Source organism: Brucella cytisi (assembly GCF_038433355.1).
In the GTDB taxonomy this organism is placed as follows: domain Bacteria; phylum Pseudomonadota; class Alphaproteobacteria; order Rhizobiales; family Rhizobiaceae; genus Brucella; species Brucella cytisi.
Map to the genome: position 1 here is coordinate 61,377 of NZ_JBCAUP010000005.1, position 23,583 is coordinate 84,959.

A 23,583-nucleotide genomic window follows, 5' to 3' on the forward strand; every position below is an offset into this window, starting at 1 on the left:
ACTTTGCATTGTGCCTATGTCTGGTGAATATAATGACCGGATCGGTTAACCCTGCTTTCCAAAGTTCTCAAACGTGCTTTGCTAAGGGCCGTCGAGAACACGAAGGGGAGCGTCCGATGAATATAATCAAAATTTCAGTCATAGCGTCCACAGTCCTGGCGTCAGGTGTCTTCGGTGCCCAGGCTCGGGACCTGACTGTTGTGTCATGGGGAGGAAACTTCCAGGATGCGCAGCGTAAAATTTTCTTTGAACCTTTTGCATCCCGGATCGGCAAGCCGGTTCTGGATGAAAGCTGGGAAGGCGGTTACGGCGTTCTCCAAGCCAAGGTGAAGGCCGGTGTCCCGAACTGGGACGTCGTGGAAGTCGAAGCTGAAGAGCTGGCGCTGGGGTGTGCCGACGGAATTTACGAAAAGATCGATTGGGAAAAGCTTGGTGGGAAGGATGCATATCTCCCGTCCGCCGTCAGCGACTGCGGTGTTGGCAATATCGTGTGGTCGACCGGGCTTTCTTATGACGGCGAAAAGCTCAGGGAGGAGCCAAAGACGTGGGCTGATTTCTGGGATACGAAGAAGTTTCCAGGCAAGCGCGGCCTTCGCAAAGGACCGAAATACGCTCTTGAGTTTGCACTGATGGCCGAGGGCGTTCCTGCTGACCAGGTTTATGAAGTTTTGAGCGGTGAAGGTGGTATTGACCGGGCTTTCAAGAAGCTTGACGAATTGAAGGAAGATATCATCTGGTGGGACGCTGGCGCGCAGCCGCTACAGCTTCTCTCGTCAGGGCAGGTCGTAATGACGTCTGCCTACAACGGTCGTATCAGTGGCATCAACCGGGCCGAAGGCAAGAAGTTCGGATTTGTGTTCCCTGGCAGTGTATACGCTATCGACAGCTGGGTCATTTTGAAAGATAGCCCGAACAAGGATGCGGGCATGGATTTCATTGCCTACGCCAGCAAGGCTGAGAACCAGGCCAAACTTCCTGAGTACATTGCTTACGGTTTGCCGACCCTTGGGGCGACCAAGCTGGTGCCGGAACAGTTCCAGAAAGAACTTCCGACTGCCGATGAAAACATTAGCGGAGCCATCGCGCTCGACGTGGATTTCTGGACCGACAACCTGGAAGAGCTGACGCAGCGTTTCAACGCCTGGCTTGCTCAATAGAAGTCAACGATTTCAATCTATTAACTCTGTTGCCCTCGCGGGCAGCGGAGCAGCCTTTGGCATCGACCAGGCTGCCAGAAAAATCAGCGCAGGTTATGATGAGTGACGCGTTTATCCATTTCGACCAGGTCAGCAAAGCGTTCGGCATGATGACCGTCGTCGACAATCTCGATCTGTCGATTGGCAAGGGAGAGTTCGTGAGCATGCTGGGCCCGTCCGGATCCGGCAAGACAACGCTTCTCATGATGCTGGCCGGTTTCGAAAACCCAACCAGCGGTGCGATTTCTGTTGGCGGCAGGCGTGTAGATGATTTGCCGCCTCATAAGCGCAACATGGGAGTTGTGTTCCAGAACTACGCTTTGTTTCCCCACATGTCCGTTGCGGACAACGTAGCATTTCCGCTCAGGATGAGGGGCCTTTCCAAAAGCGAGATTGTCGAGCGTGTGACGAAGGCTCTCGACATGGTTCAACTGCGTGCTTTCGATGAGCGTCGACCAATACAATTATCCGGTGGTCAGCAGCAGCGGGTTGCGCTGGCTCGCGCATTGGTATTCGAGCCGGAAGTCGTTTTGATGGACGAGCCGTTGGGAGCTCTGGACAAGAAGCTTCGCGAACAGATGCAGATGGATATTCGTGATATCCATCATCGCCTGGGTCTGACCATCGTCTTTGTTACGCACGATCAGACTGAAGCTTTGACGATGTCTGATCGCATTGCGATCTTCAATCATGGCAAGATCGAGCAGATTGGCGAGCCTGCGGAAATCTATGATCGGCCAAAAACTCAATTCGTTGCTGAATTTATTGGTGAAACCAACCTCCTGAGCGGCGAAGTGGTCTCATCGTCCAACGGTATCCTGGACGTCACATTGGACGATGGACAGGCAATCAAAGTTGCATCTGCCACCGATTTGGGGCCTCGAAGGCAAGTCCTTGTGTCCGTGCGTCCAGAACGCATTGAACTTGGCCAAACCGGCTCTGCGCAAAATCAGCTGGAAGTGAGAGTGATTGATATCGTGTATCACGGAGATCATCTTCAGGTGCAGGTTGACGCAGGAAACAGGTCCTTCGTGGTAAAGGCCACCAGAAGTGTAATCACGCCCAGAATCGGGCAAGAATTCGTCGCTTCTTTTGCGCCCGAACAGTGCTGGGTCGTTTCATGACCCATCCGTCACGGCTTTCCTGTCAAATCAAGTCGATAGCGCTGATTGCGCCGCTCGCGGTCTTCCTGGCATTCTTCTTTGTTGCGCCACTTGCAACAATGATGAAGGCAGCGGTTTCCGATCCCGTGGCGTCAAGAACATTGCCCACAGTGTCTGATGCTCTGCTTGACTGGGACAGGGCAACAGTTCCGCCGGCTGCAGCGCAACAGGCGCTTGCGAGCGATATCAGAAATATCAGCGATGACGAGCTTTTCGGCGATCTGGTCCGTCGCCTGAACAGTGCAAAGTCGGGCTTTCGCACCTTGATGACCAGGACACGCAACGCAGTTACACAGGACCAGACGGTCACCGATCTTGTGTCGGTGGATAAGCGATGGGGCGATCCGGCATTCTGGATTGCGGTGCAGGACGCGGCAAGCACGTCGCTTACCGACAGAAACCTGCTGTCGGCAATTGATCTGCAGCGGGACGACAACGGCAGTATCGTTAATGTGTCTGAAGATAAATCAGCCAATCGGACCACGCTCTTGCGGACACTGATTATGGCCGGAGTGGTGACGCTGTGCTGCATTGTCATCGGACTACCTTTTGCGATGGTAGCCGCATCAACTAACGGCTGGAGGCGTCAATTGCTCCTGGGTGCTATACTTCTCCCGCTGTGGACTTCGCTTCTTGTACGAACTGCGGCCTGGTACATTATTCTTCAGGACAATGGGCTCATCAATATGGCGCTTCAGACTCTTGGTTTGACGAGTGGCCCTGTACCGCTCATCTTCAACCGTTTGGGCGTCGTGATTGCAATGACCCACGTCCTTCTACCCTTCATGGTACTTCCGATCTTCAGCGTTCTCATCGGAATTCCGAAGAACCTGATGCCTGCCGCTGCATCTTTAGGTGCATCGCCCATTCGTGCGTTTGTACTTGTATTGCTGCCACTGAGTCTTAGGGGCGTCGTGTCAGGAGGGCTTCTCGTCTTCATGACGGCACTTGGCTATTATATCACACCGGCACTTATTGGTGGTGCGAAGGACCAGATGATCAGCTCTGTCATTGCCTATTACGCGACCGGAGCGGCAAATTGGGGTATGGCTGGTGCGCTCGGGATCGTGCTTTTGGCTGCGACCATGATCCTCTACGTCGTCTATCTTCGTCTGTCATCCGAGGATGCGCGCCCATGAGCACACTTACTTTCAGCAAGGCATTGTTCGGGTCAGTCGTTATCATCTTTCTGATGGCTCCATTGTTTGCCATCCTCCCTCTGGCCTTTACGGACAGCGTCTTCCTGAACTACCCGATTCCCGCCTTTTCGTTCAGATGGTTCCATGAGTTGTTTGCAGCTGACGCCTGGCGCCGATCGATCCTAAACAGCTTGATCATTGGGGCCGGAACGACAATCCTTGCGACCATTCTTGGTACGGTCGCCGCACTCGGACTACGCGGGAGGTCGGTATCTTTGTTGTTTAGCTTCTTTCGAACGGTATTTCTGCTTCCGATGGTTGTTCCAGCGGTAGTGCTCGGCGTCGGTATACAGTTGATGTTCGCACAATATGGCCTGGCTAACACCTATCTGGGTGTCATTATTGCACATACTGTCATCGCAATACCATTTGTTGTCGTCAATGTGACAGCTGCGCTTCTAGGTATTGATCGTCGTCTGGAAAATGCAGCAGCCAGCCTTGGTGCATCGCCTTGGGTAGTTCTGCGTCAGGTGACCTTGCCTTTGGTAACGCCAGGTATCGTGACGGGAGCGGTGTTTGCTTTCGCTACGTCGTTAGACGAAGTTGTGCTAACGCTTTTTGTTGCCGGGCCCAATCAACGTACTGTTGCCCGCCAGATGTTCTCTACAATCAGAGAGAATATCAGTCCTGCAATCGCCGCGGCTGCGTTCCTGTTTATTGTTGGAACCATCCTGATAGCCGGAGTTACCCTTATCGCTCGCAATCAAAGCCAGCGAGCGAGGTGAAAATGCAACCGTGTCAGAAATGAAGCGGTTCAGGTCGGACCGGAAACATGCTCCGGGTAACAAAGTAACAGGCATGCCGCCGGTCAACCGCGGTCTATAAACTGGATCTGTATACTATTCAGCGGTTTGGTCGGATGATGCTATCAAAGTAGCTATGTCGTCGAGGCTTTCGAAGATTACCGCAATATTATTCTTTTGAGCTTCAGTTAATAAATCCTGGATAGTCGAATGAATATTGTGAAAAATAAAACTATCAGAATCTGAGCTGTCGTCCAGTGTCAGCTGATAGCCACCGGTTTCCCGGTGGAACCGGATAGTTGCTGCGCGATCAGGTCGACGGTTATTCCCGCACAGAAGTGAAACCTTGAATAACTCACCGCATTTCTCCTTCGGCGCCGCATTGTCGTATAAACGGATACCGGAGCATTTCTATCTTAAAATGGGCGTGGAGGTTTTTTTGATACGGAACATTCTATTTGGCTTGCTGGTCTTCCGTTGAGATGCCGAGCCATCCGCGAGAATGCGATTTGACGAAGTGGGAGAGCAGGCGAGATGATAGTTCTCGTAAAGCAATGCCCTAAAGCCGCCTATTTTGACCGGGTGCAACAGCAAAGAGAACTAAAACCGGCTCATGCACAGTGGACACTTTCGCCTGCACGTCTGAGGGACTATGCGATGCAACGGTCAGGAGCATTGCGGGGCGCTTCAGGAGGTTGCATCAAAGTCAGCGAAAGTGTCCGGCTTTAATATTGTGGTGGTTTCTCCTACGGTCAACGGCGCATTCTGTCGTCAGCTGGACAATTAGTTATCTTGAAACGGAATAAATTCGAACACGCCGAGGTGTCGACTTCGAACCTGGAATGGTTTCGGCGTGGAAACAATTTTGCAGGAAGTTTCAGTATTCAGTCGAAGAGAAGCGCCACGCGGATCAGGCCCATTGAATTTTCTCCATCATGGAAGTAAACGACCAGCTCGCTCGAGGCGTCCCTTCTTTGTGGATATTGCCCGTGACGGGATCATGCTCTACGAGGCTCCGGGACATCCCCTTGTTTCACCGAAAGCCCTCTCACCGGAGGAAGCACGAGACGAGGCGCAACGGCATTATGATCACTGGTTTCCAAATGCGGCTCACCGTTTCGAACTAGCGCAGGAAGCTGTGAAGCGTGACTATGACAAAGAAGCCGCCTTCGATCTACACCAGGCGACCGAAAGGCTCTATCACTGTGTTCTGACAGTTATGACACTGTACAGCCCCAAATCGCATCGCCTGAATTTTCTTCGCTCCCAGGCCGAACGGATCGCACCACGACTGATTGAGGTCTGGCCACGCGACAGCCGTTTCGCCAAAAGGAGTTTTTCTCGCCTCGACCGCGCTTATGTCGATGCGCGCTATTCCCCTGCCTACGACATCACGGGCGAGGAACTGGCGTGGCTGGCCGACCGTATGAAGTTGTTGCAGGAGACCGTCGCCGGGATCTGCGCGGAACGTCTCGCCAACTCCACTGCGGTATGAACAGCGGTCCGGCAGGTTTCGCACAGGCGTATCCGCCGCAAAATGTAGATGGTTTTTCAGGGCCGTTCGGAAGTTTTTTCCCATGCTTTCGCGTTGTAAAGGCGATTGACGAACGGAGGCTTATCCCTGGTCTGGTGATTTATTTAAGCGGCGCAGTTTTCGCCATTCGATCCAGGAGATCAAGCCAGGAATTGATAACAACGGCCTCAATTTGCCAAATACTTAACTGTAACATCTGCTGTATCATCGTTACCCAGCAGCCTGAATGACGGCTGTTTTCGGCTATGTGTATAATTTGTGGCTCATTGGAAGTCGAACTGGAATGCCGATGAAAGCGGCCAGCAGCGATAATTGTTACAGTTAAGTACTCCCCACCCGGTCTCAAGTTGAGATGCTGAATGCGTACAGACACGTCGGACGAACGTGTCGTGCGCGGATGCAAACAAACAAGGTGCAGGCTGTCGATCATTTGGACAGTCAGGACGGTGAGGAAGCGGCAATGGGTATAGCCAGGAAACTCTGGATCACTTTATCATCAGCAGTGATTATGACGGCTGCTGTTCCCGCGGTTGCGTTGGAAAACAAACCCAACATCGTTGTGATTATGGGCGACGATATTGGCATGTGGAATATAGGCGCTTACCATCGCGGAATGATGACGGGTGAAACCCCGAACATCGATAAACTGGCCAAGGAAGGAATGCTTTTTACTGATTATTATGCGGAAGCTAGCTGCACGGCAGGCCGTGCCGCATTCATAACGGGTGAATTACCAATCCGCACCGGAATGACCACGGTCGGGCAAGCGGGAGCATCTGCGGGACTTCCTGCTGAAGCGGTTACACTGGCAACGGTGCTAAAAGACGTTGGCTATGTCACGGGTCAGTTTGGCAAAAATCATCTGGGGGATCTTAACGCCTATCTGCCCACTGTACATGGCTTCGATGAGTTCTTTGGCTATCTCTATCATCTTGATGCTATGGAAGACCCCTGCCAGCCGACATATCCAGCCGATCTCAGGCCGTCGATTGGTCCCCGGAATATGATCCATAGCTGGGCAACAGATTCAAACGATCCGACTGAAGAACCAAGATGGGGCAAGGTCGGGAAGCAACGGATCGAGGATGCGGGCGAGTTGTGTGCTGATCGCATGGAGACGGTCGATGACGAGATTCTCGAAAAATCTCTGAAGTTTATCGATTCAGCCCGGTCGCAGGATAAGCCCTTTCTATTGTGGCTCAATCCCACCCGCATGCATATCGCCACGCATCTTTCCCCAAAATATGAAGGTTTGCGTAACTCGGAGAACGGCTGGTCAATACAGGAAGCAGGGATGGCTCAGCTTGACGACATTGTAGGCTCTGTGATCGGGAAGCTGGAAGAAACCGGCGAAGCTGACAATACGATTGTTTTGTTTACGACAGACAATGGTACCGAAATGTTCACCTGGCCAGATGGTGGCATTACACCTTTTTCCCAAAGTAAAGGAACTGTCATGGAGGGCGGTTTTCGCGTGCCGGCTATTGTGAGATGGCCAGGCAAAATCCCTGCGGGAACAGTTCAAAACGGCGTTATGTCGGGTCTTGATTGGTTACCTACCTTTGCAGCTGCCGCAGGCAATCCTGACCTCGTCGAGGAACTGAAAAACGGAAAGGAAGTCGCAGGTAAAACCTATAAGAACCATCTTGATGGTTATAATCAATTGAACATGATCACTGGCAAGGGGCCGTCAAACCGCGAGGAAGTCTGGTATTTCGGCGAAGATCGTCTGGGGGCTGTTCGGATCGGGGACTTCAAGTTCCGCTTTATTGATCAGCCGGAAGGATGGCTTGGTGGAAAGATATCTGTTTCTGTTCCCTATCTGACAAATTTGCGCCTTGATCCTTTTGAACGGGCCGGCTGGCCAAACAAGGGCACCAGTGAGGGATCATTGCAGTACTTTGAATGGTTTAGGTATGAGTTCTGGCGCTTTGTTTTCGTGCAGGCGCAAGTCGAAGCCCTGGCCAGATCGGCTATAGAGTTTCCCCCAATGCAACGCGGTGCCGGCTTTAATCTAGATGCCATCAAGGCCCAGATTGCCGCAGCACAAGCAGGAGTTTCACGGTAGGAGCTCACGTCAGGAACCGGGCTGGCGGCTGAGGCTGCCGGCTTCAAACCCGATCAGTGACGAGATTTGGAGGGGCACATGCGGACGATTAACCTTTTCATAGACCACACTTTCAAATGGGTTCTCATTATCTTCGGCCTCGTAACTTGTGGTACTTTGCCAATCGCATTGAATATAGAGACGATCACGCCCCTGTTCGGAGGAGTGGTTGATTTCACGGCTTCCAGCGCCCTGGCCTTGCGTCATTGGGCTTTCGTGATTTTCTGCGTGGGTGTTTTAATGATTGCGTCCTCTTTTCGACCATGGTTGCGTTTCGAAACCATGTTACTCAGCGGGGCCGAAAAAGGCTTTATTGTCTATCTGTTTGTGACAAACCTGGATGAGCCGTGGATCATGGGCTATTTTCCCGCCGTCATCGTAGATGGGCTGTTTTTCTTATACAGTATCGTCTTTTTTGTAAGTGAGCGCGGCAGGCCCTAGGTTTTTCCGTGAGATAGCCGCTGCAAGAGCCGCCGTGCGGGTATACGACCCAATTCAATTGGCTCCACCCGCCCATTGAAGTATACACACGACTTCCCGTCCGTAGTCGTATCGATCCTTTCAATATGCCTCACGTTGATAATTAATGAACGGCTGATACGGATAAATGGAGGATCGGATACTTCCTTTTCAAAGCTGCCAAGCAAGCGGCACAAGAAATAGTTCTGCCCGTCAGAAGTGAAAATTCGGGTGAAATCTCCTTCTGCAGAAAGTAAAGCAATCTCATCTTTTGGAAGAGCTACCGACCGTCTTGGCATTTTAAGGAGCAGGCGCTGGTTATCAAGCGCTTCTGCGCTCGTGCGTTCCTTTAACCGGCGCAGCCGGTCGAGGGATTTAGCCAGTCTTTCTTCCACGACTGGTTTGAGCAGATAATCGACAGCCGATATGTCAAATGCTCTGGTGGCGTAATTGCTATGTGCGGTGACGAAGACCACTGGTGGAGGAAACTCCATGTTTTCAATAAGGTCAAAACCCCGTCCATCCTTCAGTTCTACATCAAGGAAAATCGCATCGGGTTGCAATTGCTCGATTAATGGGAAAGCTTGCGAAAGTAACCCTGCCTCTCCCACCACCTCAACGTCGTCGTTCTGGCTGATGAGACGCTTCAGACCCCTAAGGGCGCGAGGTTCGTCATCTATGATCATCAAACGAAGCATGGTCGTCCCCTCAGGTTCAAACGGGCTACCACTTCCTCCCCGACCTGGAACAGCGAGAAATCGTGATTGCCAGGATAGTGTAATTCGAGCCTACGACGCATATTCGACAGTCCGATTGTCGGACGATCGTGGCTCTTGTTCACAAGCCTTCCAGAATTACGAATTACAATTGTGAGCTCATTACGGTTGCCGGTTGCCCGCAGTTTTATTGCGAGTTGGCCCGGTGATGTCAGCCCATGTTTTACCGCGTTCTCGACAAGTGGCTGTACGATGAGGTGTGGAACAAGGAAAAGCCGGGCTTCCGGTGCTACATCATATGCGCATTCAATCTGGTTTTCGAACCGGATTTCCTGAATGCGCAAATAGTTTTGAACTGCGCGTATCTCTTCCATAAGCGAACATACCCGCTGATCGTGATGTTCAAGTGAATAGCGCAGATAAGCTGCCACTCGATTGGTCATTTCTAAAGCTGTGTGCTTATTCTCGGGTATTTCCATTGCGACTGTATTGAGTGCATTAAACAAGAAGTGCGAGTCCAGCTGAGAACGTAATTGACTTAGCTCAGCGTGCAAGGCCGCTTTCTGCGCCTGACTGTTCTGTATTTGTGTCTTTAGTGCGTTTGCTTCCGCGTTAATCCAGAGGTATGCCAACGACCATCCCATGAATATGAGCGTATAGTATACGAAGGATACAGTGAACGTTCCGATTACAAATTCACCAGTGGTTGCCGGGTGAACAATGTTTCTTACCATTTCGGCAACAAGCATTTGCAAAGCACCAGCAACAACTGAAAGTGCCATTGCTGTAATGACGATCGAGAGACTGACCTGATGGCGGATCCTATCGCGAAAAAACCGATGCGCAAAAGCTGTCAGGAGAAAGCCTGCAGTATCAAGACTTAAGGTCAGTACAATCGCCAGTTTCAGATCATCAAATGCAAGTATTCTGCTGACAAAACCGAATAGCGCAAAAAAGAGCCAGCCCGCAGTTTGCGCTCGCCAAAATGACCCTAATGCCTGTGAAAGCGACGTACCGGAACCGACCGTTATTTCGTGCCATGGACTGTTCTTCACTCCATAATCCGCATTTGAGTATGGCGTGTTCAGTAAAGCTTGTTCATCGCCGCTGTTCATTGATCCCCTCAGCAGCCATCGGACGATAGCAAGTTCACCGAATTTAGCGACCTATTCATCGAATAGAGCGTAACATTCTATTTTTTAGCATGTAATTGTTTAAGACACAATCCGAATGGAGGAAGTATATCAAATACATCCGCCACAGGATCACTAATTCTTACTATTACAATGAAGTTTCACTGAACGCGCAGCGATGACGCTTTGTTTAAAATCAAGCGTAAACCGACCGGAGGGGATTAGTGGCTTGGACAAGATGAACGAATTCAGGACGTACGAACAGGTCGTTGGCGTGGAAGAAGCGATGCTTGAGCTGGAGAAGCTTTTGGCTGATCAAAGGTTTCGTGCTTCGAACAGGAACAAGCGTTTCCTCCGGTATGTCATGGAAAGGCTTTTCGACGGTTCCGCCAACCAGATTAAAGCTTACTCTATTGCCGTTGATGTGTTTGGGAGATCTACGGATTTCGATCCTACTTTGGACCCCATCGTCCGCATCGAAGCCACACGTCTTCGGACCTCACTTGTTCATTATTATGAGCTTTACGGTCGTGATCACACCTTGCGGATTGATTTGCCGAAGGGAGGGTATGTGCCGGCGGTTTTGCGGCAAGCTCCACTTCCCGAGGTCGGGTCGCATCCCGTTTCAAAGAGTAAATTCAGGTTCCGGCACACTCATTCATTGCGATCTTCAATACCGTTCTCGGACACGCGCTCCAGGATTTTCGGGATCGCCAACGTTGCCTGCGCAGTATGTCTGCTTTTGGTCGCACTCTTTTTGATAAAAATACCCCTCACCCAGAAAGTAGTCATTTCCGAAAGGCCTGGCGCGATATTGGCTGTGACTGTTGATGGCAAAAGTAATCAGGCGGCCCGGGAACTGGCGGAAAAACTGGTGATTGCACTCGCTCGGTTTCGTACCATCAATCTTCTAACGAGTAGCGGTGAGAGCGGTCTGCCTGAGCCATCACAACGGGCAGCATATAACTGGCAGTCAAATGCCTACTACATCGAAATTGATTACCGGCCAGATGCGCCTCAACCAGCACTGTGGTGGCAAGTAAGCAATCAGTCGAACAAGGAAATACTGGTCTCCCAACTGGACAGTAACCTGGGCGGGCTAGACAGCTCAGATGATTTGGTCGGGCTTCTCGCATATCAAATAGCGGGAACCAATGGTGCCATTAGCAATTCCGAACTGCGCCAGGAATACAAGTCGCCGACACTTGGTCACGGTTGTGTTCTAAGAGCTTATCACGCAGTGCGGTCGCCCACCCAACAAAAACTGGAAGCTTCGAGAATTTGTCTGGAGCGTTCGCTGCGAGCGCAGCCCAATAATGCCGATGTGTATTCGGCTCTCTCCCTGGTTTTGTTGGCGAAATCGTCTTCCAAGCACGATGCCCGGGTACCTGAACGTACTCTTAAGCTCGCTGATACTGCAGTGCAGCTGGCACCTGGCTCGGCCGCAAGTGCCCGGGCGGAGATGGAATCGCTATTCCATGCGGAAAAGTTGGATGCGGCCATGGCAGCAGGCCGGCGTGCGTTAATACTTAATCCCCTGGATAAAGACATAACTGCTGCGTTCGCCGCATTTCTTTCCGCTACCAACCGCTGGAATGAGGCTATACCGCAGAATATAGGGCCGCGATCAGAATATTACTTGAGCACATTATAATTTTTAAACTATATTATATAATTATTATTATAATACTGGGAATATCCATCGTGAGAGAGGCCATTTTGCCCTGAAAATGGGTTCAATGATTGAAGTTAATCTCATTTCTGGCGTATTAACAATGGAAAATTCGACAATCGGGCTGGAATGTCATTAGTTTTTTTTCCTTGGAACTGATTGCCGGGTTGGACAATAGTTTCATCGAAGGCCTTTTATGTTTGAACTTTCCCTGATGTGTTTTTTCAAAAAGGGCCCTGATGTAGTCGACATCGCGTTATTGAGCGTTATCCAGTGCAGACTTTTCCACGTATGACTATCGATCGGGGAAATTGTCAGCGCAGGAACTTTTCCCGGAACTTCATCCGCAACAAGTTCCGGTTTGGTTGGTGTTGGGAAGCCGGATTCCCAAATGGCCAGGAATATTAGATCCATATGCAGATCACTTAAGCACCGGCACGATTTCAGCCGGCATAAGGCAACCCGTGAACCCCATTAAGCGGGGAGCGTTTCTCCTGTGCGAAGACTATGATGGTACCGGTTGACGGCGCTACTGGTCTCGATTCAGTGCAGCGTTGCTCACCGGCATCCGGGCGGACAAGGAACTATCAGGCGATTCTTGTTCGGTGCGCAAGAGATCGGGCGCGGTAGTCTCGATAAGGTTTAACCAGTAAGCCCTCTTTTTCTTGCCAGCGCTCGCTCCGATAGCGCTTGTAACAGCGCCACCGCTGGCGACGACAAAACCGGTGAAACCGCTAGTTAACGTGGTCCGGATCAATCCCGTTGACCAGTCCCTGTCAAGCATCAGGTTGGTGGCCACCTGAGAGACATCCGACAGGACAGCCGTTGTAATCGGCGTGGTAAAGAACTGCACTGCATTTCTGAATCCCTCTTGCTTGAAAAGCTTCTTCAGACAGCAGGTCTCAGTGGCAAAGACCACACCTGAAATCACGGATGCTGAACCGCCGGCAGCAGCGGCAATAGCGAAGTGAGTCATGTTGAAGTCTTTATTGTCGGTCGTGAACGTGTATCGGGCACCGCCGGAACCTGTTCCAATAGGAATGCCGCTCACGGTTCTGGCGGTATTGTAGAGAGCTGTGTGGTTTTTAAGCGCCCAGCCTTTCAACCTGGCGATTGTTGAGCGTGCCTCGACACCTTGCTCTACTGTGTCCGAGGCGCCCGTCGCCAGGCGACCTGCATTCTTTGCGAGTGTGGTTCCGGCCTGTTCAAGGCCCTTTGCAACGCCTAGTTCGACGCTTTCTTCGAGCATGGCTTCGCCAGCGGCAGCGGCCTCCATACCGGCTGCAACGGCAGACCCGAAACCGACCGTAGCCATGGTCAATGCGATCCCACCCAGAGCGAGACCGATAGAGGCCGCGCCTATGGCGACCTGTGCGCCCTGGGACATCTGTCCGGTGGGGTCGGTCTGATTGACAGGGGAGTTGGCTTCGAACACGTAAGGCGAGGTGAACTGGAGTGCGGGGTCCATGGCATGGAAACGAGCCAATGCTGGATCATAAAGCCGGGCGTTGAAATTGTAGAGCCCGATCTCACCATCCCACTCCTGTCCCTGGAACATATAGGGCACAGGCCACTCCGCCGAGGAGAGATCCGGGTTGACGCTACCGAAGGCGCGGTACAACATGGTCTGCTCCACAACAGCACCGACATCGCTTGTTGCCAATAGCAGGCTGTTCTGCACATCGGTGACGAGGGCAAACCTTTCGTCGGCGGTGGCGAAGGCGACCATCGAGCCCGGCCCTGAAACCAGCATGTCCCACCCCGCCGGGGTCTTGCGCAGCAAGGGCGCGGTGCCCGCACCCGGGAAATAGAAGATCTCGCCATTACTCCCTGATTTCATGGCGCGGTCTGTCAATCCCCCATAGGCGAGGTTCAGCACTGCGTCGCCTTGAGTGACGCGTGTGGTCCTGCCGCTGGCGCGGTCATATGTATAGTTGCGCCCGTTGCCCGACAACATGTTTCCGTGGGCGTTCCACGTACAAGGAACGACGGGTGTGTCACCTGTGATAACAGTCGCGATCTGGTCGGTGCCGGGATTGAGCGTGAAGGTCGAGATTACACCGCCTTCGGTCAGCCCGGACAGGTTACCATTCAGGTCGGGTGGGCCATAGCTGGCCTCGTTCGTGCCGGAAACGGTGGTTAGAGCACGCACGTCGTCATAGCTGAACTGATCCGCAACTTGCGCATTATTCAGATCGACGGTCCGGCTCTGGACCAGCCCGTCATTCGTATATGTGTAATCCAGACGCAGCCTGGGACAGCTGTCGCCCATGCTGGCTTCCAGACACAGCGGACGTTCATCGGGAGTGTAGGTCAGTGTTCGCGTCCAGGTATGGTTGCCGTGGATCTGCTGCAAAATCATCTTGGCATCAGGTCCATAGACGTAGCTGGCCAGCAGCTCACCGGTCGCACCGTTCCTGATTGTTTTGGTCTGGCCCTGATCGGTATAACCGTAGACCAGCTCGGGGATCGGGGCATCGTCCGGCAGGCAGATCGACACCACCTGATCCAGCGTGTTGTAGGTGTAACGAAGCATCGCTTCGGCATCGGTCCCGGCGGTGACGTGGCGATGAGCAGAAGCAATCTGGTTCCGAATGTCATAGCTGTAACAGTCAGTTACTGTAACTGGGGCAGCTAAGCCTTCAGGATCACGAGTGACCCGCGACATGGTGATCTTTTGGCCAATCTGCAACGGGTCGCTACCATCTCCGTCAAAGGTTGTCCAGGCTGCGCGAACGGCAAAACTGTCGGTTTCGGGGTTGGGCCAGTGCGGGTCGTCGGCATGGGGGGCAAGGGTAGCGATATCCCAAATTCCTTCCAGTGTACCCTCTTCGATCTGGCGTCCGCAACGGTCGTATGTCTTGTAAAGGCAGAACGCTTCATCCTCGCCGTTGCGCGGCAGGACAAAGCGGATCGCGCCAGTGCTGTTCAGTACAACCTGGGTTTCACCGCAGTTGGGTTCGGTATAGGATAGGGTCTGGCGCTTACCGTCTTGAAGCTGAATCCGCTCAAAGCCAGATTCCGCGGGGGTGGTCTCATTGCCATGGCTGCGAGGTAACTTTACTGTAGTGCTGGTCCGTGGTCCTGCAAGGTTGGTATAGTTTCGGTCCACGCTGGATTGCATGAGCGTATTGCCCGTGGCCGTTCCAACGGTCAGCGATATAATCTTACCCAGCTTGCTTGTCGCCTTGCTGTAGGACAAGCCACTGGCGGAAATGGAATCATCAAGGTGATAGGGTGGTCCTTCACCTGGCATCGGAGGCGGGCTCTGCCAGGTGGCGCTGCTGCTGAGTTTCAACGTCTGCCTGTCCAGCGCGGGCACCGTCAGGTCTGCCGCGTGGCGGGTACCAGGACTGCTCATCTCTATCTTTTGCGCGCGCGCAGACGCCTCATACCGAATGCCGTAATAGGGATATCCGCCGTCATTTGACGGAGTGAGGCCACGCCACGTCCGGCCTGAATAATAATCAGCGACATCGCCGGTCATCCGCCCGGTACTTTCCCAACTGGCATGGAAATCGGAGCGGTTCACTGTGCCGGGCCGGTAGGCCATGGGCGGCAGGGCTGCGCCACTACCAAAAGCGCCGGGGCAGGGTTTTGTGGTCGCGATCTGTCGGTTGGTGGTGTCGCGAAGGCTGTCGACCACGATACTGTCGAGACCCCAGAGCTGTTGCGCCTGCCGTGAGCGCCCGGCACCATCGGCGAACGTAACTCCCAGACGTACGTCATAGCCCAGGCTCAGGCGCCGCAGAGCCAGCGATGCGTTGGTTTGGATAGACAGGGTGCGGTGCCCGGTGCTGTCCAGGGAGACCAGCAGTTGACCATCGGCATAAAACAATGTCGCGCCCCGGCTGCGTACAAACACCCAGTGCCGGGGGCAGGTGGCCGGCGCGGCCATGAGGGTTCCTTTATCTGCGGTAAGCCCCATCGTAGACCATGAGACTGTCAATCCGTCGAAGCTGACAGAGAAATCGAGCGCGCTGCCATATTGAATCTCGATCGAGGCGGTGGTGGTCTGTTCGGAATCTTCCGGTTCGGAGAAACGTCGATCAGTTGCGTTGAGACTGCTTCCCGCCGTCAGGGTCAGGATGCCTTTTGATACGGTACTGCTGCCCGTTGCCGTCCAGCGTTCAGACCAGTTACCGCCATCGCGGAATTCGTCGACACTGCCTCCGGCGGCGAACTGGAGCGCGAGCGTTGAATTGGGGCATGAGGCGTCGAGGCTGTCGTTGGCGGACACGGCACGACCATAGCCCTTGATCCGCAGATCGTGCAGGTGGCCGTCGGGTGACTGGCAGCCGATCGTGTCTCCCGCGGGGCTCAGCAGCATACGCTGGCAGCGTCCGCCACCATCCATATAGGTGGTTTCGACGAGGCTGTCGGGGTCTTGTAGCTGGTAGCTGGGCTGGCTGGCCAACGGTACAGCAAAGAGTGCGTCGATCCAGACATCACCATCAATGGCGGTAACTGACAGGGTCAGGGTTTCAGCCGGAGCATCCAGTGGGAGGGTACGATATGACCAGCTGTCGCCGGTGGCGTCCAGTTTCACCTCCACCCCGCCAAATACAATTGCTACGCAGCCTGCGGCGCTGCGATATCGCAGGGCTGCCACATAGCGCTGTGCCCGGTCGGGGGTCAGAGTGGTTTTCACGGATTGCCCCACGCCAAGCCGTAGTGCTTGTGTGCCGGTGAAACAGCAATCGGGATCGAAACTGCCATCCGTCGTCAGCCGGTCAAGCTGCTCCCACGCCTGAAAGAACGTGGCTACCATCCCGGTGATGGTCGTATCCTTGGCGTGTGCCACGACACCGAGCCCGTTAGCTCCGTGCAGGATCGCTGAGGGCACTCCCAGCGCGTTGACCTCCTGGCTGGGCTGGGACCAGGGTGTAAAATTTGTAAATCGGTGTGCGAGAAGCCAACCTTGATCCGCGGCAAGGTCGGGGTTGTTGAAGGGGAAAGCGGGATTGGTGCCGTTGACCAGATCATAGCGGGATGATTCAACGCCAGTCATTACATCCGACCCCAGTGCCGAAGGTATCGAGGACCATAAACGGGCTTTGGCGCTGGTTACCGTGGACTGCTCCCAGAGTGGGGTGCCGTCGTCCATCGGCATGCAGTAATCCACGGTCAAGGCATCGTCATGTATCGCATGTTGCGCCCAGAGGATAGGGAAAGGCAGCAAGGCTGGTGTCTGGGTCTGGGCAAAGACTTCCGTTTCCCCTGCGCCATTCACCTGGGATGAAAGGGCGCACAGCGCCGTTCCGTTTAGACTGCAGGGTTGCGCCTCGGTTTCATAAATCATGACAGTGGTCTTCGTGACACAGTCGGAGGTCTCCGACTGTTCCACCGTTCGCGCCCAGCCGCCGCGTAGCGGCACTTGAGCACCGGTAATCGGATCCGACCCCACAGTGTTTACGACCTGCCAACGGGTTTTGGTTGACGAAACAATCTGATCCGAAGCATCGCGGGTGATCTGAGCGATCTGCTGACCTTCGAGCAGGTCGAAGTAATCGGCCTGATAAACACCGTTGGTGGTATTGAGATACAGGGTTTCAACACTACCGAAAGGGGTCACGTCCGGATCCGATGTGCCGGGATAGGTGATGGTCTGGTGAAAGCTGACGTCATCGCCCGTCGAGCTGCAAATGGCACTGTCAGGGAAACAGATATAAGCCACGTGGCTTATATCGCCCATTGCGTCATCCAATGTTGCCCCGGAGACTGTATAATGGGTGACCGGCCCGTCCACGCTGTAGTTCTGGTAGCGGTGCAGGCGGATAGCGATTGGCGGACCGCTGGATTGGTCGACGGTGGCGAATGTCGATTGTCCGGCGGCAGATTGCCCCTGATCGCTGCCATTATACAGGGACCGTCCATTCAGCACCGTCACCAGCGGGCTTGAGGCTCCGTTGCGAAACACGAGGCATGTCACTGCACCAGCACCATTCGTCTTCACGGTATTGAGAGTGACGAAATTCGGTGCGCTGTTTACCAGGGATTTGCTGTCCAGCCATGCGAAATCCGCATCGGTCGCCTTTATCGTGTCGGTCATGAAGATCGACGGGCCTGTGTCGAGAACTGCGTTCCAGTCACAGCTGGTTCCCCGGTAATAGAGCAGCGACCCAATATTGAGCCAGTCCCCGCCAAGGTTGAAATCGTTGCGTGTCGCGGTCGGTGAAATATCGTTTGGGGCCAATGTATTGACCTGAACTGGCGAGGTACCCGCGCCCCAACCGTAGCCCGGCACCCAGGAGCGCATCGTGACAAAGGTCTGGTTACTTTTGTTGGTAGTCATCACACCGATCACATCCTGCCCGCAGACAAAACTCTGGCTGACATTGTGATAATTGCTCGAAGTGATGAGGCTGACGGTGTCCCATCCGGCATCGGTGCGCCGGAAGGCATTGGAATTCAGGGTGAAAAAACTGTCCGAGACGATACTTGGCGTGTTGGTCAGGGGGGTGCCAATCGACGCGTCGTAGTAGTCAGTTATCACACCGTGGTCGTTGGCGGTTAGCCCATAGTCGCTATCCCATGCAACGGAGCTGAGCTGCACCGCTTGCAAATTGGTGGTACGCGAAACGATCCTGGTAAATGCAACGGAAGCGGGGCCAGCGACCAGCGCAATATTTTCCCATGCGTTCACTTCGCAAGCACCGGGCATGACGATGGAACCCGGCGTTTCACACCAGCTCAGATCTGCATTTCGCCAGTAGAGGCGCATGGTCTGGTCGTTGTTGGAGTAAGTGGTAAAGAAGTTGCCGCCAGCAGCTATCCATGCTCCGCCCTGATCCAGCAATAACTGATCCTTTATCCATTGTCCCAGATCCCAGCGCCAGCTGTATCGTGTGATGGCGTTGCCTGTTTCGAACGGATCATTCAAGTTCTGATCAGCGATGAGAAAATGTGCCGCGCCGGTATAAAAGTCCAGTTTGCGGTTGTCGGCGCTACTCAGAATGATCGGTAGGTCCAGACCCAGCGCGTCCGCAGCTTGCCATTGGCCGGGGCGAGCTGCAAGTTTGTTCCAGACGTAGACATAGCGGTTACCGCCAAAGTCCTTGTAGCTCAGCACTACGAAATCCTGGGCGGGTTGGCATTCGAGTGTCGTGAGATCGATATTCCCGACGGTGACGACGCCGTCATTCGCCGGTTGCCAAACCTGCCATGTACCATTCCAGCTGATCAGCCTCAGCGACAGCGACGCGGTGCTGGACCGATAGAGCGCAAGAACAGTGTAGTCGGGACCATAGAACAGGTTTGTCTGATCTGCTCCATCGGTCGAGATATCCACAGTGCGATTGGATTGCGAAAGCGATTGCTGCTTGTAAGCATAACTGACAGTCCCGCCTGAAGCCCCGGTCAGTGATATCAACGCGCCTGGCTGGCCGCTATCCGGGTCGGCCTCGAGACAATAAGACATGCGCAGTCCCGGAACAGGTGCATCGTCACTGTCGAACTTGGTAATCCGGGTCAGCAGACGCTTCGCAAAAATGCCTGCGCTGCCGCCGATACAGGCGACGGGGCTTTCCATTGAAGGCTCGTAACAAAAAGCATAGCGCATGATCTGGCGACCGCTCGTGCCCGTCACGGTCAGGCCGGACAAGTATAAAATCTCATAGTTGTCCTGATAACCGGTTGGCGAAAAGTACCCGGCACTGTCCAGCGGCGGTGTCGAGGCATGCGGATCACTGTACTCTTGAGCGCCGGTGGCAGACCAGAGCTTTGGCGCGTAAGAAAGGCTGACCTGCCTGCCAAAGACATCGGTGGTGCTGGTCAGGTAGACCGCTTTTGTAAAGGGTAATCCGCCTTCGGTGATGCTTTGTTCGGCATATTGCAAAAGTCCCGTGTCGGATTTACGGGGGAAGTCATTATAGCCAAACCGATGGGTGTTGCCGTGACGATCGGTGACATTTTCCAGGTACCATGCGTTCGCCACGGCGATCTGCCCGCTGGCCGAGGCGCTTGGAGCACTCCATGCGGGATGTCCTTCGGCATCAGTCCACCAGATCGACCACGCGATGGAGTTGCCCCGGCTCGTGGCAATTCCTTTTTCGGTACTGCTTACGCCGCCGCCAAAGCTGCGCCGGCTGCCGGTCTCGTCGATTACAAGCCAACGGTTATAAGTCGGGTAAAAGACGATGTGCCAAAAACTGTAATTCTGCAACTGGTAGAATTCACCGCCATAACGGATAGTGAGTTTATCTCCCTGAACGGCCAGCTTAAATTCCTGTTCCAGTGCGGCATCCCTTAAGGTCCACCCGGTAGAGGCTTCGACAACGACTGCATTCGCCGAAAGCGGAAGGCCGTTTCCGGTGAATACCGCGCGCAGATCGGCTGGAACGGTATCGCCCGATTGTACCGCGTCTAGCAGGCTGGCTGCGGCAGTCAGCAGAGTGGGTACAATGTCCTGACGCACCAGCGTGCTGGAGATGCCGTTGTCGGAGATCGTATAGTTTGCTCCGGAAGGTGTCGGACCACCATCCCCGTCGAGCGTAATCAGACTGAGTGGCAAACCCCAACCTAGCCCAAGGATGCCGGTAGGCGCTTCAACGTTCCATGTCAGGGCATCGTGGCGGACGTTGCTGCCGTACTGGATGGACATCTTCAGCGTGTCGCTGCCGTTTTGCGCACGTCCCTTGAGGTTAACCAACTGATGGTTCAGATCGACATCACCTTTGAACAGATTGACCGAGGACGCGAGGGCGCCCTTCTGCACGTCGTCCGACTGGCCGCGACGCTTGGTGGGAGCGCTTTGGCTGGAAAAGACATTTGCACCGGAAAAAGCCTTTGAGCGGGACATGGCGGGTTCCTTGGACTGAAATGCAAAATCAGGCGCGCACCAATAGGGTCACGAACCCGAGGGCAGGGATCATGGGAGCCGCTGCGTAACGACAATCAGCAATTCGACATAAGAGTTGCTATCATCCTGTTTGTCGTCGCCGAAACCGGTTTGCCAGACGAAGGCGTGTGGTTGGGTCAGCGTCACCGTCTTTTGCCCGGGTCCGGTCCAAGTTTTGCATCCAGCGCCAATGCCGGTGATCTCGTGATCGGTGGACCCGGTTCTGTCTCCGTAGTAAACGCAAAAATCGGAGATAAATACCAACGCTTTGTCAATGACATAACCGTTTTCCAGCTCGTTCGAAAAGTCGACCACGACGTTGCCGGAGCTGCTCTGACCTTTCCACCGCTTGATCAATAGTAACAGTGGTTCTTTCTGGTCTTTGGATGCAGCAGCGGTGGTGAGCCCGATCAGGTTGAAGCTGTTCTCATCGGTCTCGGCGTTGTCGTCGTTTTTGCAGTAGCCGGTAATTGATGCGTAAAGACCATCGTCTTGCTTGTCACTCGACGTCAGCACGGTCTTGGCGCTCCAGAACCGGTGTATTTCCGTACTGTAGGCCATACTGAAGCCAGACATCATGACAGCGTAGTTCTGGACGGTAGGCGATGCATTATCGCAGATCCTGGTTTCTGTCGCCCCCGACGGGACGTTGGGCTGGGTGCCGAGTTGCACGGTGTAGTCCCTACCCGATCCGACCACGCCGATGGCCGAGAGGGAAATGAAACTCTCGCCAAGGTTGATGGAGTGATCGTCGTCTTCCAGAATTGCGGTTACGCTGGTCTGGACAGAAGTGCCCGTCTGAGAGTTTGCAAAGGTCAATGCCATCTTGCTGAATTCGTAGTTGTGGTCTTCGCCATAACTGAGTTTGAAATAGGCAGGTCCAACGATGAACTGTTGTATCGTGTCGCCGAAATCAAAGGTGAATGAGGCACCGTTGGAAAGACTTTTATCCTGGATCGTCCGAAAGCTGAGGGCCATGTGTTGCTCCAGTTCTCTGAGCGTTGATGCTGACCGCCCCCGACGGGAGCTGGCGTTGGGCAATACTCCTGTTTTGGCGGTGTAGTAAGTAATGTAACGGTAACGAAATAGCTGTTTCTGGTTTCTTGAGTGCTGAAATCGACCCGTAAGGAGGTATTGCCAAGTTGTCTGAAGCGGGCCGCACAAAATAGCGTGTCAGTGATCGGACGCCCGGTTCTGGTGCATACTGACGCATTGTGTAAATGCATTGGCTCTTGCACGACAGGAAGACACAGTACTCAAATTGTGGGGAAGAGGGTTCCGTCATCGTCAAATCTGTTCCGGGCGGTTTTTCCCGTTGGGAGTTTACGAGCCAGGATTCGGCGGACCTTTTCGATGTGCCTGTCGCGACATGGAACCGCAAGAAATCTGGAAGCTTCAAAGGCAAGCTTGATCAAGACAAGAAGTCCAGGGTTAGCCTTGCTGGGCTTTTCAATGGGCTACGGTTATACTTCAACGTCCCTTAAGCCAATGGGCGGCCAAAACGCTCCAATACAGATGCTATCTGTTTAGTCCCGGCATTTGATGGAGCATTATTCGACCAGAAATGGAAGGATGCGCTATGGGTCAGATTTTACACGGGAGCGCCCGCACGACAGCGGCGGTCCGTCGAGCGATACAACATAGTCAAGAGAGTTTGAGGGTTCTGGCGAAGCGCTATGGGATCAACCAGAAGACAGTAGCGAAGTGGAAGCGGCGTACTGCGGTGAAGGATCTGCCAACCGGTCCGAAAGACGCGCGCTCAACGACGCTTTCAGTCGAAGAAGAGGCGATCATCGTTGCCTTCCGCAGGCATACACTGCTGCCGCTCGATGACTGTCTCTATGCTCTGCAGGCCACGATCCCGCATCTGACACGCTCGTCCCTACATCGCTGCCTACAACGGCATGAGATCAGCCGATTGCCAGAAGTGACGGGCGAAAAGGAACCAAAAAGGAAGTTCAAGACCTATCCGATCGGCTACTTCCACATCGACATCGCCGAAGTGCGTACGGCCGAAGGCAAACTCTATCTTTACGTGGCGATCGACCGGACCAGCAAGTTTGCCTTCGTCCAGTTGGTCACCAAAACGGGCAGGACATCAGCGTCCGCCTTTCTGGTCGCGCTGATCGCCGCCGTGCCCTACAAAATTCATACCGTCCTGACGGATAATGGCATCCAGTTCACCTTCCCACCACGTTATGCCGATGGCCCCACGGCCACCTACATGACGCACATGTTCGACATGCGTTGTCGTGAGAATGGGATCTAGCACAGGCTCACCAAAATCAAACATCCCTGGACCAACGGCCAGGTCGAGCGGATGAACCGAACGATCAAGGAAGCGACTGTCAAACGTTACCATTACGACAGCCATGCCCAGCTAACCGCGCACCTCCACGACTTTATCGACGCCTACAATTACGGACGTCGGCTGAAGACGCTGCGAGGCCTCACGCCCTATGAATACATCTGCAAAGTCTGGGCAAACGAACCAGAACGGTTTACACTCAACCCGCTCCATCAAATGCCGGGACTAAACAGCTATCTTCGGTGGAAAGATGCCCATCCGGTTTAAGAATGAAGGGACATTCCTGCAATGTTTCTTGCATCGCAAGTTGACATCAATTTCACCGTAGACGCGCATTGAAAGTGGCCAAAGTCATTGATGGCATTAGCCCCCATCGGGAACTGTAAACGACTTTCATGTCGAATTTTCATGACCTGCGCAGTATACCAGATCATGCAAGCTACCAGACTGACACGACGACTGCTTGTCCCTTCGGGCAGGCACTAGATCGATTTTTGCGAGCGGGTAGGAACGG

Annotated in this window: 12 protein-coding genes and 1 pseudogene; 9 read left to right on the top strand and 4 right to left on the bottom strand. The window is 53.7% G+C overall.

The annotated features are described in order from the left end of the window. Window positions 1-116 precede the first annotated feature (116 nt). The 7 genes from AAE521_RS06620 to AAE521_RS06650 all read left to right on the top strand — a co-directional run bounded on the left by AAE521_RS06620 (window position 117) and on the right by AAE521_RS06650 (window position 8,383). On the top strand, window positions 117-1,157 hold the full coding sequence (locus AAE521_RS06620) for an ABC transporter substrate-binding protein (RefSeq protein WP_342060794.1): 1,041 nt from the start codon (window positions 117-119) through the stop codon (window positions 1,155-1,157). Between the two features lie 98 nt (window positions 1,158-1,255). Beyond that, window positions 1,256-2,320: an ABC transporter ATP-binding protein gene (locus AAE521_RS06625; protein WP_071631707.1), complete on the top strand. Its 1,065-nt coding sequence runs from the start codon at window positions 1,256-1,258 to the stop codon at window positions 2,318-2,320. Further along, window positions 2,317-3,498, top strand: coding sequence for an ABC transporter permease (locus AAE521_RS06630; RefSeq protein WP_342060795.1), 1,182 nt, complete (start codon window positions 2,317-2,319; stop codon window positions 3,496-3,498). Before AAE521_RS06625 ends, AAE521_RS06630 begins: the two co-directional genes overlap by 4 nt. Beyond that, a complete protein-coding gene (locus AAE521_RS06635) occupies window positions 3,495-4,283 on the top strand; it encodes an ABC transporter permease (RefSeq protein WP_342060796.1) in 789 nt (262 codons plus the stop codon). The genes AAE521_RS06630 and AAE521_RS06635 overlap by 4 nt, the downstream gene beginning before the upstream one ends. 994 nt (window positions 4,284-5,277) lie before the next feature. Then, on the top strand, window positions 5,278-5,796 hold the full coding sequence (locus tag AAE521_RS06640) for a HEPN domain-containing protein (RefSeq protein ID WP_342060797.1): 519 nt from the start codon (window positions 5,278-5,280) through the stop codon (window positions 5,794-5,796). Window positions 5,797-6,295: 499 nt separating this feature from the next. After that, entirely contained in the window at window positions 6,296-7,903 is a 1,608-nt protein-coding gene (locus AAE521_RS06645; protein ID WP_374865031.1) for an arylsulfatase, read from the top strand. A 78-nt stretch (window positions 7,904-7,981) separates the two neighbouring features. Further along, window positions 7,982-8,383: a hypothetical protein gene (locus AAE521_RS06650; protein WP_342060798.1), complete on the top strand. Its 402-nt coding sequence runs from the start codon at window positions 7,982-7,984 to the stop codon at window positions 8,381-8,383. Here the strand turns inward: AAE521_RS06650 and AAE521_RS06655 are convergent. Together AAE521_RS06655 and AAE521_RS06660 are read right to left on the bottom strand one after the other, a co-directional pair. Then, the gene (locus AAE521_RS06655; RefSeq protein ID WP_342060799.1) at window positions 8,380-9,099 is read right to left on the bottom strand and encodes a LytR/AlgR family response regulator transcription factor; all 720 of its coding nucleotides are present in this window, start codon (window positions 9,097-9,099) and stop codon (window positions 8,380-8,382) included. The two genes, AAE521_RS06650 and AAE521_RS06655, sit on opposite strands and share 4 nt — an antisense overlap. Continuing rightward, window positions 9,087-10,232 (bottom strand): sensor histidine kinase, encoded by a 1,146-nt coding sequence (locus AAE521_RS06660; RefSeq protein WP_342060800.1) that lies wholly within the window; start codon window positions 10,230-10,232, stop codon window positions 9,087-9,089. The genes AAE521_RS06655 and AAE521_RS06660 overlap by 13 nt, the downstream gene beginning before the upstream one ends. Before the next feature lie 247 nt (window positions 10,233-10,479). Here AAE521_RS06660 and AAE521_RS06665 point away from each other — a divergent pair, with 247 nt between their 5' ends. Beyond that, window positions 10,480-11,904, top strand: coding sequence for a hypothetical protein (locus AAE521_RS06665; protein ID WP_342060801.1), 1,425 nt, complete (start codon window positions 10,480-10,482; stop codon window positions 11,902-11,904). A 547-nt stretch (window positions 11,905-12,451) separates the two neighbouring features. Here AAE521_RS06665 and AAE521_RS06670 read toward each other — a convergent pair. Together AAE521_RS06670 and AAE521_RS06675 are read right to left on the bottom strand one after the other, a co-directional pair. Continuing rightward, window positions 12,452-20,722, bottom strand: a complete 8,271-nt coding sequence (locus AAE521_RS06670) for an RHS repeat-associated core domain-containing protein (RefSeq protein ID WP_342060802.1) — start codon at window positions 20,720-20,722, stop codon at window positions 12,452-12,454. A 69-nt stretch (window positions 20,723-20,791) separates the two neighbouring features. Beyond that, window positions 20,792-21,739: a hypothetical protein gene (locus AAE521_RS06675; protein ID WP_342060803.1), complete on the bottom strand. Its 948-nt coding sequence runs from the start codon at window positions 21,737-21,739 to the stop codon at window positions 20,792-20,794. Window positions 21,740-22,340: 601 nt separating this feature from the next. On the opposite strand from AAE521_RS06675, the pseudogene AAE521_RS06680 reads away from it, so the two are divergent. Next, window positions 22,341-23,336, top strand: a pseudogene (locus tag AAE521_RS06680) (IS481 family transposase). Window positions 23,337-23,583 lie beyond the last annotated feature (247 nt).